Annotated in this window: 17 protein-coding genes and 1 pseudogene; 5 read left to right on the forward strand and 13 right to left on the reverse strand. The window is 63.7% G+C overall.

Annotation, left to right across the window (positions count from 1 at the left end):
- Positions 1-347, reverse strand: a pseudogene (locus tag ACLP2E_RS17040) (methanethiol S-methyltransferase); the annotation flags it as partial.
- A 113-nt stretch (positions 348-460) separates the two neighbouring features.
- On the opposite strand from ACLP2E_RS17040, the gene ACLP2E_RS17045 reads away from it, so the two are divergent.
- Positions 461-1,426: an AraC family transcriptional regulator gene (locus tag ACLP2E_RS17045; RefSeq protein WP_442466609.1), complete on the forward strand. Its 966-nt coding sequence runs from the start codon at positions 461-463 to the stop codon at positions 1,424-1,426.
- A gap of 171 nt (positions 1,427-1,597) precedes the next feature.
- On the opposite strand, the gene ACLP2E_RS17050 is transcribed toward ACLP2E_RS17045, so the two are convergent.
- Positions 1,598-2,248 (reverse strand): 3'-5' exonuclease, encoded by a 651-nt coding sequence (locus tag ACLP2E_RS17050; RefSeq protein WP_442462750.1) that lies wholly within the window; start codon positions 2,246-2,248, stop codon positions 1,598-1,600.
- Positions 2,249-2,705: 457 nt separating this feature from the next.
- On the opposite strand from ACLP2E_RS17050, the gene ACLP2E_RS17055 reads away from it, so the two are divergent.
- The 3 genes from ACLP2E_RS17055 (at position 2,706) to ACLP2E_RS17065 (ending at position 4,577) form a co-directional block, all read left to right on the forward strand.
- A complete protein-coding gene (locus tag ACLP2E_RS17055; RefSeq protein WP_442462751.1) occupies positions 2,706-3,050 on the forward strand; it encodes a GcrA family cell cycle regulator in 345 nt (114 codons plus the stop codon).
- 104 nt (positions 3,051-3,154) lie between these two features.
- On the forward strand, positions 3,155-3,598 hold the full coding sequence (locus ACLP2E_RS17060; RefSeq protein ID WP_442462752.1) for a DUF6481 family protein: 444 nt from the start codon (positions 3,155-3,157) through the stop codon (positions 3,596-3,598).
- Positions 3,599-3,719: 121 nt separating this feature from the next.
- Complete coding sequence (locus tag ACLP2E_RS17065) at positions 3,720-4,577, forward strand: SHOCT domain-containing protein (protein WP_442466610.1); 858 nt, start codon at positions 3,720-3,722, stop codon at positions 4,575-4,577.
- Here the strand turns inward: ACLP2E_RS17065 and ACLP2E_RS17070 are convergent.
- Genes ACLP2E_RS17070 through ACLP2E_RS17090 form a run of 5 tightly spaced genes read right to left on the reverse strand, consistent with a single transcriptional unit; the run spans position 4,572 to position 7,908 of the window.
- Positions 4,572-5,129, reverse strand: coding sequence for a 4'-phosphopantetheinyl transferase family protein (locus tag ACLP2E_RS17070; RefSeq protein WP_442466611.1), 558 nt, complete (start codon positions 5,127-5,129; stop codon positions 4,572-4,574). The genes ACLP2E_RS17065 and ACLP2E_RS17070 overlap by 6 nt on opposite strands.
- 3 nt (positions 5,130-5,132) lie before the next feature.
- A complete protein-coding gene (locus tag ACLP2E_RS17075; RefSeq protein WP_442466612.1) occupies positions 5,133-5,582 on the reverse strand; it encodes an arsenate-mycothiol transferase ArsC in 450 nt (149 codons plus the stop codon).
- Between the two features lie 6 nt (positions 5,583-5,588).
- Entirely contained in the window at positions 5,589-6,077 is a 489-nt protein-coding gene (locus ACLP2E_RS17080; protein ID WP_442464311.1) for a UPF0262 family protein, read from the reverse strand.
- A 3-nt stretch (positions 6,078-6,080) separates the two neighbouring features.
- Entirely contained in the window at positions 6,081-7,376 is a 1,296-nt protein-coding gene (gene hisD, locus ACLP2E_RS17085) for a histidinol dehydrogenase (protein ID WP_442466613.1), read from the reverse strand.
- Positions 7,377-7,431: 55 nt separating this feature from the next.
- Positions 7,432-7,908: a DUF2948 family protein gene (locus ACLP2E_RS17090; protein ID WP_442464313.1), complete on the reverse strand. Its 477-nt coding sequence runs from the start codon at positions 7,906-7,908 to the stop codon at positions 7,432-7,434.
- An 81-nt stretch (positions 7,909-7,989) separates the two neighbouring features.
- On the opposite strand from ACLP2E_RS17090, the gene ACLP2E_RS17095 reads away from it, so the two are divergent.
- Positions 7,990-8,793 carry a class I SAM-dependent methyltransferase gene (locus tag ACLP2E_RS17095; RefSeq protein WP_442466614.1) on the forward strand — a complete coding sequence of 268 codons (804 nt, stop codon included), beginning with the start codon at positions 7,990-7,992 and terminating at the stop codon, positions 8,791-8,793.
- Between the two features lie 21 nt (positions 8,794-8,814).
- On the opposite strand, the gene ACLP2E_RS17100 is transcribed toward ACLP2E_RS17095, so the two are convergent.
- The 6 genes from ACLP2E_RS17100 to ACLP2E_RS17125 all read right to left on the reverse strand — a co-directional run.
- Complete coding sequence (locus tag ACLP2E_RS17100) at positions 8,815-9,393, reverse strand: hypothetical protein (protein WP_442466615.1); 579 nt, start codon at positions 9,391-9,393, stop codon at positions 8,815-8,817.
- A 15-nt stretch (positions 9,394-9,408) separates the two neighbouring features.
- Positions 9,409-10,887 (reverse strand): efflux transporter outer membrane subunit, encoded by a 1,479-nt coding sequence (locus tag ACLP2E_RS17105; protein WP_442466616.1) that lies wholly within the window; start codon positions 10,885-10,887, stop codon positions 9,409-9,411.
- A 17-nt stretch (positions 10,888-10,904) separates the two neighbouring features.
- On the reverse strand, positions 10,905-12,485 hold the full coding sequence (locus ACLP2E_RS17110) for a DHA2 family efflux MFS transporter permease subunit (RefSeq protein ID WP_442464317.1): 1,581 nt from the start codon (positions 12,483-12,485) through the stop codon (positions 10,905-10,907).
- An 11-nt stretch (positions 12,486-12,496) separates the two neighbouring features.
- Entirely contained in the window at positions 12,497-13,603 is a 1,107-nt protein-coding gene (locus ACLP2E_RS17115) for an HlyD family secretion protein (protein ID WP_442464318.1), read from the reverse strand.
- Positions 13,604-13,745: 142 nt separating this feature from the next.
- Positions 13,746-16,085, reverse strand: coding sequence for a DUF3141 domain-containing protein (locus ACLP2E_RS17120; RefSeq protein ID WP_442466617.1), 2,340 nt, complete (start codon positions 16,083-16,085; stop codon positions 13,746-13,748).
- Positions 16,086-16,597: 512 nt separating this feature from the next.
- Positions 16,598-17,290: ATP-dependent DNA helicase (locus ACLP2E_RS17125; RefSeq protein ID WP_442466618.1), on the reverse strand; the 693-nt coding region annotated here is incomplete at its 5' end.

Raw genomic sequence — 17,290 nt, forward strand, 5'->3', positions numbered from 1 at the left:
GGGGAATCCACGCTCCAGATCACGGCGTCGATTGGCCGCCACTGCCAAAAGATCAGGAGCAGAGCCGCGCTGGACAGCAGCACGAAGGTGCTGCGCTCCAGCGGCGCGGGCGCCCATCGGGTCAGCCAGCGCTTGAAGCCCCTGCGCGCCATGCCGCTGTGCTGGACGGCGAAGACGCCGAGCAGGATCAGGTCGATGACCGCCGCAGTCGCCGGCGGCGCTGACGGTCCATGGTCGATGGTGCGCGGCGCCCATATATCGGCGACGAACGCTATCGCGTACAGGAAGCTCACAAGGAACATCGCATAGGCCAAGGCGCCATAGAGCAGTCCGGCAATTCGTTTCATGTCACCCTCCCGTGAAAGTGGAGCAATGACTTCGATTGTGCGCTCTGGCGTCGCGCCGGCAATGACCTATACTCCGCGATCTATGCTCCAGACTCCGTGGGAAGGATTCGGACATGGAACCGGATCTGCTGTCGGATGCGCTCTCGATGGTGCGGCTCACCGGCGCGGTTATCTTCCGCATCGCGGTGGACGGGCCGTGGTGCGTCTCCGCGGCGCCGACGCTGGCGGACTTCGCGCCGGCCTTGCCGCCGGGAACCAACCACCTGGTGGCCTTCCATGTGTTTTTGAGCGGCGAATGTTGGGTGCGCTGTCCGCCGCGGCCATGGGCGCGGGCACGCGCGGGGGACGCCGTCGTACTGCCGCACGGACAGTTGCACCAGCTCGGCGACCATTGCGAAGAAAGCCCGCCGTCCTTCCGCGACGTGTTGGGCAAGCGTTCGCCACTCGAACTGCGCGAGCTGCGCTTTCGCACCGGGGAGGCTCCCCGCACCGAAGTGCTGTGCGGCTTCCTGGGCTGCGATCGCCGCGCCTTCTCGCCGCTGTTCTCTGCCCTGCCGCCGATATTCGTGACCACCCTCGGCAGTGGCGCGCAGCTCATGGTCCGTTACGCCGTCGATGAAGCCCTGAGCGACCAGCCCGGCGCCGGCAGCCTGCGCGTGCGATTGGCGGAGCTCATGTTCCTTGAGAGCCTGCGCGGTTACATGCGCGATCTGCCGGACGACGCCACCGGCTGGCTGGCGGGACTGCGCGATCCGCTGGTGGGCAAGGCCCTGAAGCTGATGCACGAGGCCGCCCGGGTGGAATGGACCGTGGAGGCGCTGGCGGAGCGGGCGGCCTGTTCCCGCTCGCTCCTGGCGGAGCGTTTCAAGACGGTCATCGGCGAGGCGCCCATGCATTACCTCACCCGGGTGCGCTTGCACCAGGCGGCGCAGCGACTGAGCGACGGCGGCCGCAGCCTCGAAGCGATCGCCGACGAGGTCGGCTACGCCTCCCCGGCAGCCTTCCAGCGCGCCTTCAAGCGCTGCTTCGGCGTGGCGCCCGGCGCCTGGCGACGGGAAGCACGGGAGCGGCCCCACTAAGCGTCAGTGGGGAACTTGCGGCGATACCGACCAAGGGGCGGACCAAAAAGGTCGGCTTCGAGGCGAATGCCGCCGTTTCAAAAATGCTTTTGTCCGGCGCCGCGCATCGGATTTCTTCCTCCCGGCGTCAACGAGTTACCGCCGGAGAGCCGCGCGCCGGCTCACAGCCTCTCAGGCCGACGTCCAGGTCCGGGGCGCGTCGTCGACGCCGTGCTTCAACTGATGCTCCAGCAGGATCAGCGCGTCGGCTGTCATTTCGGCGTCGAGCAGGGCGCCGTGGCGCGCGTCGCGGCTGCTGGAATCGAGCGCCAGCCGGTCGCACATCGAGGTCAGCGACTTGCCGGCGCCGGGATAGAGCTGGGCGAACAGCCTTTGCGTGCAGATAAAGCGCTCCTCGTCATAGGCGCTCTCGCCCCACGGGATCGCCTTCGCCCGCGCAAATTCATAATTGAGGAATTCGCGTTCGTTCTTGTAGGCATGGGCGACGATTGGCGCGGCGCCGATGAAGTCGCGCACCTTCGACAGGATCATCGGGAAGCGCGGCGCCCCGTTAAGGTCGGCCGGGCGGATCCCATGGATCTTGATCGCAGCCGGATCGATGGGCCCGTCCGGATTGACCAGGGTGCGCCAGGTCTCTCCCTGTTTCCAGCCTTCGCCGTCGCGCAGGATTTCCACGAAGCCGAGTTCGATGACGACCCCCGGCGGTTTCCAGGCGAAGGGCTGCTTGCGGATGAATTCGGGACTGGGCGCATGTTTGCCGGTGGTCTCGGCGTCGAAGGCGACGAGCCGGTCGAAACGATCCATGAAGTCCGGATTGAACATTTGCGTCTCCGACCAAAGCGTATTCGCCAACGTGGGCCTTCAATTCAAGCGACGTGGGCGTCGGGTCGCGTAAAGAACCGAAGGGCCGCGTTGGCGAATACCCGCGAATAAAAAAACCAGCTTTTCCTGCGATCCGACGCGATCGGATCGCAACAGGCTCCGACGCATTATTCTTACGCTTTTCGCCACGCGGCGTCACGATGAACCCTGCTCGCGGCGGTATTTGCCGTTTTGCCTCGCAAAAGCCACGCCGATGCGCTATAGACGCCGCATATTCTTGGGGTGGTCGAGCGCTTCGGCCTGTTTCCGGCCCCTCTCTATTCTCCCCCTGCGCCCGGAGTCGTTACAGAAGTCGAAGGACTTTTCGTGAGATTCATCAGGGCGGGAAGACAGTCGAATCGTTTTTTCGATTGGCAGGGAATGGGAACACAATTCACGGCGGGATGCGAAAAACACTATGACCAAAACCAACGAATCGATCGAGCGGCCGAATTTCGAAAACGTGCTGATCGAGAGACAGGACGCGGCGTCGCGCTTCATCGGCGCGCAGGCGACCAGCGCCAAATGGATGACGCTGCCCGGCTCGCGCCCGGTTCGTCTCGCGGAACTGCGCAACAGCATGTGCCGCTGGCCGATCGGCGATCCCCAGCATTACGACGCCTTCCGCTTTTGCGGCGCCGCCTGCGAGCTGGGCGACAGTTACTGCGACGGCCATAAGCAGATGGCTTTCGCGCCGAGCAAGCCGCAGAGGAAACTCCCCGTGGGTACGATTTCGCCCGCTTTGCTGCAGGCCAAGGGCTGACGCCCCTCCCGTCTTCACAAACTTCCTCACACCCAACCACGTTCGACGGCCCGTCCGTCGAACACTTCATCTCTATCCAGACACACTAACGGAACAGGACAACAATGCCGGCATTCAATAACGCCAGCTTTCAGGACAGGCAGAAAGCCGCGGCCGAAGCCCGGAAGGCTTTACTGGAAAAATTCAAGGCGAGACCCGCGGAAGACGATCCTGTGGTGATCGAACGCGAAGCCAAGCGCCGGGAAATCGCGGCGGCGCGCGAAGCGCGTGAGGCGGAGCGCGAGGCCAAGCGCCAGGCGGAAGCCGAACAAAAGGCGCGTGACGAGGCCGAGCAGAGCGCCAAGGCCCAGGCGCTGCTGGAGGCCGAGGAGCGCGAACGCGTGGCCGCCGGCATTCTCGAAGCGAAACAACGCGAAATCGAAGCGCAGGAGGCCATCGAGGCCAAGGCCCTGCTGGAAATCCAGCAGAAAGCCGAGCGCGACGCCCGCTACGCCGCGCGCAAGGGTCGCAAGGCGCAGGCCAAGTCGGAAGAGCGCAGATATCGTTGAGCAAGCCTCGCTGACTTTTGGCCGCGCCCACCTCACCCGGACATTGACCTGCGGCCTTTATTGGCGCCTTTAATCGGCGCCAACGACCGTCGGCGGTCAAGACCTTAAAGCAGAGTCAGTCATGATGCAGGAACTCACGCCCGAGGGGCTGCGGATTGTCGAGGGTCTGGCGCAGGCCCATTCGGTCAGCACGGATGCGGTCATGGTTCTGCTGCACGCCCTGGCGGCGGGCGGCGGGGCTCAGGCGCAGTTCAACCATCCCGACCTCGGCGGCATGGGGCAATGGTCGCAGGGCGGCATGATCATGATTGGCGACATGTTCAATCAGGGTCTGAAATACAAGGTCAGCTCGCTCTGCGACGAGCTTGCCGGACTGCTGCGCAACCAGCCCCTGTTCAGGCCGGCGCCAAGCCAGAGCCAGATGCAGAGCCAAAGCGGCGGATTTGGTGGCCAAGGGGGCGGTCTCGGAGGCGGTCAAGGCGTCAGCCTGTTCGTTCCGGGATCGGGTTCGAACCAATGGTGGCCTGCCGAACTCGGCGTTCCCTCTTCCACCGGCGCCCAGAACGACATGGCTTACGCCTGCTTTCCGGCGACGCGACGCCTCGCCATCAGGCAGGGCGGCCAAACCCGCGTCTATGACACCGGCGACCACCAGATCGGCGGTTTTTCGCAAGCGCAAAGCGGCGACCAGTCGCTGACTTTCAGCAGCCAGTTCGGCCTTGTGCGGGTCGCCGACCTGCCGCTGGTCTCGCCGTCCGGGGACAAGGCGCCTGCGCCCTCCGCTACGCCAAGCGCGCAAGCGCCTGCACCGCAGCCGACGCCTTGCGCGCCACCCGCTGCGACGGTTACGCCGAAAGGTTCAACCTCCTCGGACGATATTTTCGCCATGATCGAGCGGCTCGCCGATCTTCGCCAGAAGAACATTCTGAGCGAAGAAGAATTCGCCACGAAAAAGGCCGAGCTTCTCGCGCGCCTATAACAAAGCCGGCAGGACGACGCTGGCGCAAAGCGCCTGACTCTCCCCGGCTTTTTCGCGCCAGAGCCGCGCCTCTCGCGTCGCAATCTTCCGGCCTTGGTCGATAACCTCAAACTGCCCTGCCTGCGCGAGGATGCAAATTTCGCTCGGTTCGCGCCGCAGGCCGAGGCCGAGCGCCTTGAGATAGGCTTCCTTGGCCGTCCACAGGCGCAGGAATTTCTCGGGCCGAAGCTCTTCCGGCAGCGCCCGCAACGCCGCCTTTTCCTGCTCATGGAGCACGTTCCAGGCGGGTTCGGCTGACGACGCAAGCTCCACGTCGACCCCGATTTTTTCGCGCGCCAGACCGAACAGGGCGATGTCGCCGCGCGACGCCGAAGAAATGCGCCAGCCGGTTTCCTCCCCATCCAGCAGCAGCAGAGGCGCGGAAAAAACGTTGTGCGCCAGCGTCAGACGCTCGAGCGCCACGCCAGTTATTTCGGCGCAAAAGCGGAGCAAAGCGTCATGGCGTTGCGCCTTCCCTCCAACGATTTCGCCGAACCATAACGCGGCGCCCATCGCTCACAGGCTCCCGAAAGCGCGCCAGTCGAACCTTTGCTTGATGCGTTTGAGCAGCCCGTCGCGGACAGTGCGGTAGGCGTCCAGTTTCTGGTCGCGCGCGCCCTCGATGCGGGTCGCGTCGAGGGTCGGCCAATATTCCACCTCGACCTGTTTGTCCCGGCTCAGTTCCAGCGCCCGGTGATGCGCCTCCGGCGACAGCGTGACGATCAGGTCGAAGTCGAATTGCTCCAGGTCTTCAAAACTTCTCGGCGTGTGGCGAAAGATGTCCATGCCGGCCTCGTCCATTACCGCCATGGCGAAACCGTCCGGCTCGCCGGCGCGCAGGCCGACCGAGGCGACCTCGATCGAATTGCCGAACAGCAAACGCGTCAGCGCCTCGGCCATGGGCGAGCGCACGCTGTTCTGTGAGCAGGCGTAGAGCACCGCCCGAGGACGCGAGCCGGCGGCCATCGTCGCTCAGCCCTTCCAGTGCAGGGCGGTGACGAGGGTGAAGATGCGTCGCGCCGTGTCGAAATCGCACTCGATTTTTCCGCGCAGCCTTTCGGACAGCAATTGCGCGCCTTCGTTGTGCAAACCGCGACGACCCATGTCGAGCGCCTCGATCTGCGACGGGCTGGCGGTGCGGATCGCCGCGAAATAGCTCTCGCAGATCATGAAATAATCCTTGAACAAGCGGCGAAACGGCGTGAGCGACAGGATATGAACGACGATCGGATCGCCGGCCTCGTCGAGAATATTGAACGCCAGTTTCGATTCGTGCAGGCCGATATGCAGCTGATAGGGCCCGCCTTCATGACCGGGCAGCGAGAACTCGTTTTCCTCGATCAGGTCGTAGATGGCGATGGCGCGCTCGTGCTCCTGGTCGGCAGTACCCCGCCCGATCGAATTTTCGTCGAGGGTGATGTTGATCAGGCGGTTGCGGCGCAGGCGGTCGAGTTGGTTCATCGCCTACGCCTCGCCGAGCCGCAAGGCGACCGAAAGCGCATGGGCGTCGAGCCGTTCGGCCTTGCCCAAGGTCACCGCCGCCGGGCCGATGATTCGCAGGCTCTCCGGCGAACATTTCAGCAGTGACGTGCGCTTCATGAAATCGAGCACATTCAGGCCGGAGGAAAAACGCGCCGAACGCGCCGTCGGCAAGACGTGGTTGGAGCCGCCGACATAATCGCCGATGGCTTCCGGCGTATAGGCGCCGATGAAGATCGCCCCGGCGTTGCGCACTTGCGCCGCCAGAGCTTCGGCGTCTTCAGCCATGATTTCGAGATGTTCGGCGGCGAAAAGGTCGGCGAGCGGGACGGCCTGCCGCAGGTTTTCAACGAGGATGATCGCGCCGAGATCGCTCCAGCTTTTTTCGGCTATGGCCTTTCGCGGCAGGGTTTTCAGGCGCTCCGCCACCGCCGCCTCGACCGCGTCGGCGAGAACGGCGTCGTCGGTGATCAGGATCGATTGCGCGGCGGCGTCGTGTTCGGCCTGGGCGAGCAGGTCGATGGCGATCCATTCGGGATTGGCGGTCTTGTCGGCGATAACAAGCACTTCCGACGGCCCGGCGATCATGTCGATGCCGACCTTGCCGAACACCCGGCGCTTGGCCGCCGCGACAAAGGCGTTGCCGGGGCCGACGATTTTCACCACCGGTTTTATGCTCGCCGTCCCGTAAGCCAAGGCCGCCACGGCCTGCGCCCCGCCGATGCGAAAGACTTCGTCGACGCCGGCAAGTTTCGCCGCCGCTAGGACCAGCGGCGACAATTTTCCGTCCGGCGCCGGAGCCACCATGACCAGCCGCTCGACCCCGGCCACTTTCGCCGGAACGGCGTTCATCAAAACGGAAGAGGGATAGGACGCCGTGCCGCCCGGAACATAGAGGCCGACGGACTCGACCGCGCTCCAGCGCCAGCCCAGCTCCACCCCGGCGGAGTCGGTAAAGCGCAGGTTTTCGGGCTTCTGCCTTTCATGGAAGGCGACGATGCGGTCCCGCGCCAGTTCCAGAGCCTTAATCTGCTCGCGAGGGCAGGCGGCGACGGCATCGTCGATTTCCGCCGCCGAAATACGCAGGGTTTCGGGCGTCAGTTCGATCCGGTCGAAACGGCGCGAAATCTCGATCAGCGCCTCGTCGCCGCGCAAAACCACGTCGGCGATGATGTCGCGCACGATGACGTCGACATCTTCCGCCGTTTCGCGCTTCATATGCAGGAGTTTCTCGAAACTCTCGGCAAAGCTGGGGACGGCGGCGTCGAGCCTGAAAGGCATCGAGATTTCTCCGAAAAACATCAAACGAGCGGTCTGGGGGCGAAGGCGGTTTTTGTCAAGCTTCGCCGGTTTCGCCGGTTTTATGGCCCGGCGCGTGGCGGGCGCGCCAGCGCGGGCCGATATCGGCCATGCGCGCTTCGAGACATTCGACTTCCAGCCGCAAGGCGCAGCCGCCGGAAAACAGCAAGGCCACCTCGCCCGACGGGGAATCGCCGGGAATGAATTCGATATGCAGCAGGTTGAGGATATCGTCCGGCCGGTCCTGGCGGAAACCCTGCAGCGAAACCTTGCGCACCTTCTCGAAATGCAATCCGGCCTGCGCCCTTTGCGGGGCGCCGCCACAGGCTGCGGCCAACCAGTCGAACCGGTTCAGCGCCATCACGAAACGCTGCTCCCCCGGCAGATAGACCATGTCGCCGACGCGCAAGATGGAATCCTGCAGATGAGCGGAAATCACCGCGAGATCCTCGTCGTCGAGCGCGATCAGCCGCAATTTTTCATCGGCGGACTGGCTGTCACTGCCCTGCGTCATGCGTTCCCCTCGTCGCTCCTGTGTTACAGTCCGGCGCGAGGCGAGGCAAGTTTTTGGCGCCTGCTTCAGCGGACGAATCCCATGAACGAACAAGAGACTGAGGGCGCCTTTCGTTTCACCGGAGGCGACGCCTACGAGCGTTTCATGGGGCCGTGGAGCCGCGCCGTCGGCGCCGTCTTCCTGGACTGGCTGGCGATCCCCGAAGGACGGCGCTGGCTCGACCTCGGCTGCGGAACCGGCGCCTTCACGCAATTGCTGGTCGAGCGGGCTCATCCCGCCGCCGTCGTCGCCATCGATCCGGCGCCCGCGCAGATCGAGCATGCGCGCGCCAGGCCGGTGGCGCAGGTCGCTTATTTCCGCGTCGCCGACGCGGAAGAACTGCCCTTTGACGACGCCTCTTTCGATGTCGTGGTTTCGGCTCTCGTGCTCAATTTCAGTCCCAACCAGGCGCGCGCCCTCGCCGAGATGCGCCGCGTCGTCAGGCCCGGCGGTTGCGTCGCTGGCTATGTCTGGGATTTCACCGGCGACCTCTCGGTCACCCGCCATATGACCGACGCTCTTCGCGCCATCGAGGCCGACATAGCGCCGATGCCGGGCGTCAAAAGCACCCGCATCGAGGCGCTCAAGGCGATGTTCGATGCGACGGGATTGATCGACGTGGATTTGCGGACCATCGAAGTCGAGAGGACCTATCCCGATTTCGACGCCTATTGGCGGATTTTTTTGGAAAACCCGTCGCCGGCGAGCGCGTTCATCCAGCGACTGCCAAAAGCCGAATATGACGATCTGCGCAGGGCGGTCCAATCCAGCCTGCCCATCGGCGTGGATGGGAGCATCAGCTTCGCCGCGCGCGCCAATGCGGTGAGGGGATTTGCGCCGGGATGAGCGCTCAAATCCGTCGCTTGTTCAGGGATTTGCAAGGCGATGCGCTTGTCTCTGCCGAACGCGTCGGCAATGGTCGGGATACCAGGTGGTGAAGGCCGCCGTGACGATCAGGAGGAAGTAGGACGCAACCTCGTATCCCCATTGCGGCAAGATGAATTGCGTCATCTTTCCCCATGCCAGAATAGCGTTCACTGTAAATACGGAAGCCCATGCCGAGGTGATGACGACGTTCGTCCTGATGAAAGCCGAACTATTCCACAGGGAAGGATCGGTGTGCTCCCGGGCGTAGTCCAGGGTGAACGGCTTGCCCATGAGGATGGTGATCCAGGAGCCGAGCGCAAGGGCGCCATTGGCCAGCACGCCCATGTGCTGCGCAGTCCACATGTTCCCCAGCAGTGCGACGGCCACCGTGGCATAGGTGAAGAAGGCGAGGCCCGTCCAAAGGATGATTCCCCGATGCAGGCGCAACAGGCCCATGACGATGCTCAACGCCAGCGCAATCAGCAAACCGAGTTTGAGCCGAAACAGGCTGCCCTGGGCGATAACCAGGAATGAAAGCCACGGCGCAAACGACAGGAGCAATTTCAGGAATGACAGCATCTCAGCTCCTTGCGGCTACTGCGGCAATCTCACGGCCACCGACGTTTCGCCCACGGGAAATGTGTTTTCCCAGCCGCCGCCCAGCGCCTTGAACAATTGCACCTGGTCGAGCGCGACATTCGTCACGCTCTGGGCCAATTGCTGTTCCGCCTGCAGGGCCGTGCGTTCGCCGTTGAGCACGTTCAGGAAATCCGTGACGCCGTCGCGGTAGCGGGAACGCGCGATGTCCAAAGCCAGGCGAGCGTGGGAATATTGCGCCGCCAGCCGGGCGCGACGCCCCTGTTCGAGCCGATGCGCCACCAGAGCGTTAACCACTTCATGCCAGGCGCGTAAAACCGTCTTGCGATAGCCCAGCGCCGCCTCGATCTGCTGCGCCTCGCGCAACTCCACCGTGTTCTGCAACCGCCCGGCGTTGAAGATCGGCAGGCTGATGCTGGGGCCGGCCATATATTGCAGCGAATTGCCCTTCCACAAATTGGTCAGGGTGAGCGAATCCAGGCCGACCACGCCATTGAGCTGCACCGTCGGATAGAAGGCGGCGACGGCGACGCCTATATCGGCAGTGGCCTGATGCAATTGCGCTTCCGCCGCGCGAATGTCGGGGCGCCGGCGCGCCAGTTCCGACGGCACGCCGACCGGTACGGCTGGCGGCGACAGCGGGTTCGCCCGGGGCGAGCCGAGTTTCGCGCGCAAGGCGCCGGGCGGCTGGTCGAGCAGCAAGCCCAGAGCGTTGATCAGTTCCGATTCCTGCTGTTCGAGCGCCGGCAATTGCGCGCGCACGGCCTCGATTTCGGCGGCGGCGTTTTCGCTGTCGAGCGCGCTCTGCACCCCTTTGGCGCGGCGCTCGTCGGCCAGGCGCAGGACGTCCTCGGCGATCTTCAGATTATCCTTGGCTATGCCGATCTGCACCTGTGCGCCGCGCAGTTGCACATAGTCGCGGGCGACTTCCGCCAGCGCCGAGACCAGGGCGTCGCGGCGCTGTTCGGCCGCCATCTCCACCTGCGCGTCGGAGGCTTCGACCTGCCGGCGGACGTGGCCCCAGAGGTCGAGCTCCCAGGAGGCGTCGAAGCCGACATTGTAATCGGTGATCGCCGGTATATTGACGACCCCGGCCGGCGACAGGGGGGCGAGCAAGCTCAGGATACCGTTCTGGCTGTAGAGTTCGCGCGTGGCCTTGGCGTCGGCGTTGATGCTCGGCAATTCCGCCGCCGCGGTCACCCCGCGCTGGAAACGGCTTTCGGCGAGGCGGACGGTCGCCGTGCGCACGTCGAGATTGGCGCTGGCGACCTCGTTTTCCAGCTCCGTCAGGGTTTTGTCCCGAAACAGCGACCACCAGGACGGGTCTGGCGGCGCGGTGAGTCTTCCGCCGGAATCGGGGGCGGCGAAGTGGTTTGAAGGCAGGCCGGGATCGGGCGCCGCGAAATCAGGCCCGACCGCGCAACCGGACAGGAACGTCGCCGCCGCCAGCGCGCCCAGGGCAAGCATCCGTCGCATGAAAAATAATCCGGCCGTCAATGCGCGCCCCCCATTCCGCCCGATTTTTTCGACGTCATCAGGAAAGTAAAGGGAACAATCGCAAAAGCCACGATCGCGCAATAGATGAAAACGTCGCTGTAGGCCATGATCGCCGCCTGCGAGCGGATGATCTGATAGATCTGGCCCATGGCCATGTTCTTCGCCACCGCCGCCGTGTGCCCCATGGCCATCAGCGATTGCTGGTATTTCGCCTGCAGATCCTGATAGGGCTGGTGGAGGGGGCTCGCCCATTGCGACAGGAAATTCTGGTGGGCCTGGGCGCGCTGGGTCACCATGGCGGTCGAAAGCGCGATGCCGATCGAGCCGAAGACATTGCGGAACATGGCGAAAAGCGCCACGCCGTCGCCATTCAGATCGCGTGGCAACGTCATGTAGGCGACGGTGCTGATCGGCACGAACAGGAAGGCCAGTGCGGTTGTCTGGAACATGCGCATGCTGACCAGAGTGCCGAAATCGATATTCGGCGCCAGATGGCTCGAATAGATGAAGGAAAAGCCCATGATGGTGAAGCCGATGGCGATCAGATAGCGCGCCGCCACCAGTTTCAGCAGCCGTCCGACGAAGGGAATCAGGAAGATGATCATCAATCCCCCCGGCGACAGGATCAGTCCCGACCAGGTGGCGTTATAGTTCAGGTTCTGCTGCGCGAGCTGCGGAATCATCACGGCGCTGGCATAAAGAATGCCGCCGGTCGCGGCGATCATCAGGCAGCCGGTGGCGAAATTGCGGTCCTTGAAAACCTCGAGATGAACGATCGGCTTGCGCGCGATGAGCAGCCAGCCGATGGCGCCCAGAATGCCGACGAAAGCCATTAGCCCCATCAGTTGGATGAATGGCGAATTGAACCAGTCGGCGTCTTCGCCGCGGTCCATCATGATTTCGAGGCAGCCGAGGCCCATGGTGATCAGTGAGAGGCCAATAAAATCGATGCCCCGGCTTTTGCGGTTTTTCACCCATGGCGGGTCCTCGACCAAGGCCGAGACGAGAAACACCGCGATGATGCCGACGGGTATATTGAGGAAGAAAATCCAGCGCCAGGAAGCCTGATCGGTGATGTAGCCGCCAAGCGTAGGGCCGAGCACCGGCGCGACAATGGTCGCCATGGCGGCGACGCCGAAAGCCGCGCCGCGCCGGGCCGGCGGGAAATAATCGAGAATGATCGATTGCTGGTTGGGCTGCATGCCGCCGCCGAAAAAACCCTGCGCCAGCCGGAACGCGATGAGCTGGCCAAGGCTCGTGGCGGAGCCGCACAAGAAGGAGCAGAAGGTGAACATGGCGATGCAGATGAGAAAATAGCGCTTTCTGCCGAGCAGGTCGCCGAGCCAGCCAGAAATGGTCAAAACGATGCCGTTGGCGACGAGATAGGAGGTCAGCGCCCAGGTCGCCTCGTCGGCGCTCGACGACAGGGTCCCGGCGATATGCGGCAAGGCGACGTTGACGATGGTGGTGTCGAGCACTTCCATGAAGGTCGCGATGGTCACGGCGACCGCCACCAGCCAAGGATTTCCGGCCGGCTTCCAAGGGGCGTGAGGCTCCTCCGGCGCTGGCTCGATCACCGCAGCCTCCGTCATTTCAGCGAGACCGTGGGGACGACCGACAGGCCGAGCGGCAGCGGCAGTTCGGGATCGAGCCCGCTGTCGATGTCGATTTTCACCGGCACGCGCTGCACCACCTTGACGAAATTGCCGGTGGCGTTTTCCGGCGGGAAAGCGGTGAATTTCGAGCCCGAGCCCTGCTGGATGCTGTCGACATGGCCTTCGAGCTTGAGCGAGGGATAGGCGTCAACCTCGATCCTTACTTTCTGGCCGGGCCGCATCCGGTCGAGCTGGCTTTCCTTGAAATTGGCGGTCACCCAGCGCTCCGGCGCGACCAGCGCCAGAATCTGCTGGCCGGGCGAAACGATATTGCCCATCTCGACATTGCGCTTGGTGACCCAGCCATCCTGCGGCGCCCGCACCACCGTCCATGAGAGGTTGAGATCGGCCTGGGCGAGCCGCGCCCGCGCCTGCTCGACCTGGCCCTGCAACTGCCCGACCGTTTTTTCGACTTCGCCGATCCGTTGCGGAACCGGCGAATTCTGCACGACCTGGGCTTCGGCCAAAGCTTCCTGCGCCTGCGCCTGTTCCAGCGCCGCCTTGGCCGCATCGACATCCTGCTGGGAGGTCGCCTGCCGGCTCAGCGATTTCTGGCGGTCGTAATCGGCCTGCGTCTTGTCGAGCGTCGCCTTGGCGGCGGCGAGCTGCGCCTTGGCGGCGGCGAGCTGCGCCGGGAAATTCTTCTTCGCCACTTCGAAGCCGAAAGCCTGGCCAGCGAGCTGCGCCTCGGCGGTCGCAAGCGCTCCCTCGGCGAGGTCGCGGTCGTTCTGATACTGGCGCGGATCGATATGAATCAGCGGATCGCCCCGCTTGACGAACTGATTGTCCGCGACATCGAGCGAAATCACCTCGCCTGTCACCTGCGGCGCGATATTCAACGCGCGGCCATCGGTATAGGCGTCGTCGGTGCTTTCGATATTGCGCCCGGAATACCAGAGCCAGGCGCCGCCAACCGCCAGCGCGGCGATAATCGCCAGCCCCGCCGGTTTGATCCGGCTGGAGCGTTTTTTGCGCGCTTCTTCCTGCAGATCGGGCGCCGCGATTTTTTCAGCCGTCTCGGCGGATTGAGCGTCGGTCACCGAAAACATCCCCGTTCGTCAACGAATATCGAGGACATAGCCGACTAGGATCAGCTTGTCTTGCGCCTTCTCGCCGCAGCACAATGCAAGCCGGACTTGCGGGATCGCCAGCGAGACCGGCCTCGCCGGAACGTACGGAAAATCACGCGCTTTCGCGCAGATCCTGCAGGGGCCGAACTTGCGCGGCGAACATGGGCGGCAAGCCGAGCGCAGCGCGCATCTTCTGCAAGGTCTCGATGGTCCGCGGCTCCATTTCATCGACCGCGCCGGCGATGGTTTCCACCAGCTGCATCGCCCGTTGGCGGTCCTCCCTGCCGGGCAGGAGCCGGGGCAGGACCTCGATGGCGCGCTGGGGCTCGAATTCGACGACGATCGCCTGTTCGCGAATCAGCGCCGCGCGCTTTTCCGCGCCGAGCGAGGCGAAAGGCTCCTCCTTGGCGAGCATATGGGAAGAGCGTTCCAGCCGGTCGCGACGCACCGTGCCACGCGAATCGGCCAGAAGGATCAGCATGCGGATCACCGCCACCTCGAATCCGCCGCGATCGATCCCAAGCAGGATGGCTTCGACTTCCGGCAGGCGCCCTAATTCCCCGGGGTCCATCTGCTCGCGGTGGTAGGCGTGGCTGGCGCCGATCCGGTTCATCAGCGGCGACCCGTAAATGCCGAAAAATTTCATTTCATGCGCCGCATCGCGCAGGTCGCGCCAGAAATCGAAAGTCTGGATGATGCTTTCGGCCCAGAGCTTTTCGAGCGCCAGAAAAGGATTGGCGGGATCGGCCGGCTTGCGCTGGCGCTCGACGCTGCGCGCCGCCTCGCGCACCGGAGCCATCAGCGGATTGGCGTCGGCCAGCAGTCTTCGCCGGGCGCGAGTAGGATGGACATTGCGCAGCGTCTCGGCGGCGGTGGCGGTAACCGCCGCCCGAACAAACGGCCGCACGGCCATATCGTAGATTTCGGCCCCGCGCTCCGACAGCAGGGAGACCGCGCCGAAATGGCGCTCTTCGTCGCGATTATCGCCGATGGCCAGCAAATCGTCGATCTTGCGCTCGTGGAAACTGACCAGGAAATGCGCATCGTCGCCTTCGCCGACCTGATCGTCGATGGTCATTTCATAAAGGCCCGGCGCCAAAGCCTCGATGGTCTTCAAGGTCGAGGTGACTTCGGTGTGCTCTTTCCTGGCGATCGAGGAGGAGACGAAAATGCCGAGATGGCCGACATTTTCGTGGACCATGTAGACGATCCTCTGGCCGCGAACGCGGATTTCATGCTCGTCGGTGAAAGTGTCGGCGATCCAGTTCAGCGCCTGCTGCGGCGGGGTGATATTGTCGCCTTTGCTGGCGAAAACGACGATCGGCGAGCGGATCGACTTGAGATCGAGCCGACGACCCCCGAGGCGCGCCTCGCCGCGCGACAGCTTGTTGCCGACGAAAATTTCCTCGACGATCCAGCGGATTTCGGCCTCGTTCATGAAATGAAAGCCGCCCCACCATTTCTCGAATTCGAGAAAACGCTCGCGTCCTTTCACCGGCTCGACGAACAGGTCGTAATATTTGCCGAAATAATTGCGTCCGGGGTTGAGCTCCTCGAAATTCGAGACGAGATGGGCGCCGTCGAATACGCCGGCGCCGAGATCGGCCATCAGCAAGGCCGGCACGACGCCGCCGAGCAGGCCGCCGTTATAGCGCATGGGATTTTCGCCCAGTCGGCCGGACCAGGCGGCGACCGGCGCGCCATTGATCACCAGCGGGCCGGAAATATCGGGATTGGCTGCGGCGAGCACGAGCGCCGCCCAGCCGCCCTGGCAATTGCCGACGACGATCGGCTTGGGCGCGTCGGGATGGCGGCGACGGATTTCGGCGACGAACTCCGCCTCGGCGCGCATGACGTCGGCCATGGTCTGGCCGGCTTCGGGCTGCGGCCGGAAGGCGACGAAATAGACCGGATGGCCATTGTTCAAGGCGACGCCGACCTGGCTGTCGGGCTTGAAGCCGCCGATGCCGGCGCCATGGCCGGCGCGGGGGTCGATGATCATGTAGGGGCGCTTGCGAGGCCGCGTTTCGACGCCCTTCGCCGGGACGATCTTCAGCAGGAAATAATTGACCGGGCGCGACAGGTCGCGACCATCGAGGATGACCTCGTAGTCATAGAGCAGCACCGGCGGCGTGCCGGCCGCTTCGTGGGCGATGTCGTTGTTGCCGCGTTCGCGCAGCACGTCCAGCGTCAGCACCGCGCGCTCGGAGGCGTCGCGGAGGTAATCTTGCGCCTGCCGCGCCAACTCGCCGCGCCGGGCGGCTTCCGCAGTCTGGCCGAGCAACGGCTTGAGTTTTGACAGCGTCCTGTGCAGCCGCTCATTGTGGCCCAGGGCAATTTTCCGCACATGCATGTTGGCGAGCGATGCGAGATTGCGCCATTGCTCGGCCAAAGTCGCTCCGTCCTCGGCGACGCGGCGCAGGGATTCCTTGGGGCTGCAGCTTCTGGTCATTGCATTTTCTTTCCAGGACGGGCGATCGAATCCAGGTCGAACTGAAAACATTCTTGCCCGCGCTCATGTTTTAGCCTGCCGGCTGAAGAGTGATTGGAGAAATGGGGCTGGTTCCGGTCAATGGGCTCGCCGCCGGCGATCCTGCGGATGCTATCGATCACCGACCGAAATATCGGTTGGCGATCCTGGCTTAGCGCCAAAGTCAATCGAATATGATGACAGTTCAATGAACCCTGTCTGCCGCCAATCGCCGCCTTTGAAGGCGCAACACCCGCCGAGCCTCCAAAACCTATACCGGCCCGGATTTCATTCCGAGGTCAGATGACTGGATTCAACGCTCCAGCGTGAAAGCAAGTCGCTTTTTGGGTGGAGCGATTCTCCCACCCCGGTCGCGAACCTGCCTTCGACGGCCACGGATATAACGGAGCAGGAACGAAATGAACTGCGCGAATATTGCAACCTTGACCTGCGCCACGAACATGGCTCGCACTCAACGCCGCAATCTCTTCCGCTCAAACCACCACGGTCAGGCTTTTGGCCGCCCGCGTCACGCCGGTATAGAGCCAGCGTTCGCGATTCTCGCGAAAGGCCCAGCTCTCGTCGAACAGCACGACATCGTCCCATTGCGACCCCTGCGCCTTGTGCACGGTCAAGGCGTAGCCGAAGTCGAATTCGTCGGATTCGCGCCTCTGCGCGTAGGACAGGCTTTCCTCCGTCCCTTCGAAAAAGGCCGGCAACACCCCTACCCGGATCGGTTTGCCGCCCGAGGTTTCTTCCGGCGTCAGCGACATGCGATAGCGGGAGCGACGCAGGCCGATGGCTTTGTTGACGCGGAACACCGCGCCATTGAGCAGGCCCTTGGTCTTGTCGTTGCGCAGGCAGACCAGCTTTTCGCCGACTTCCGGCATGATCTCCTTGAAGCCGAACAATTCGCGCAGCCGCTTGTTATAGGCGCGGCGCGTCTTGTTGAGCCCAACCAGCACCTGATCGGCCTTTTTCACCAGTTCGGCGTCGATGGCGGTGCGCGAAATGACGCGTAAAGCACCGTGTTCGCCCAGGCTGAGTCTTTCGCCGGCCCGCACCTGCATCGACAGTTTGATGATCGGATTGCCCGCCGCCTGCCGATGCACTTCGGTCAGCATGATGTCGGGCTGCTGTTCGGTGAAGAAGCCGCCGCCCTTTACCGGCGGCAATTGCGCGGGGTC

It is taken from the genome of Rhodoblastus sp., from assembly GCF_052145335.1.
Classification (GTDB): domain Bacteria; phylum Pseudomonadota; class Alphaproteobacteria; order Rhizobiales; family Beijerinckiaceae; genus Rhodoblastus.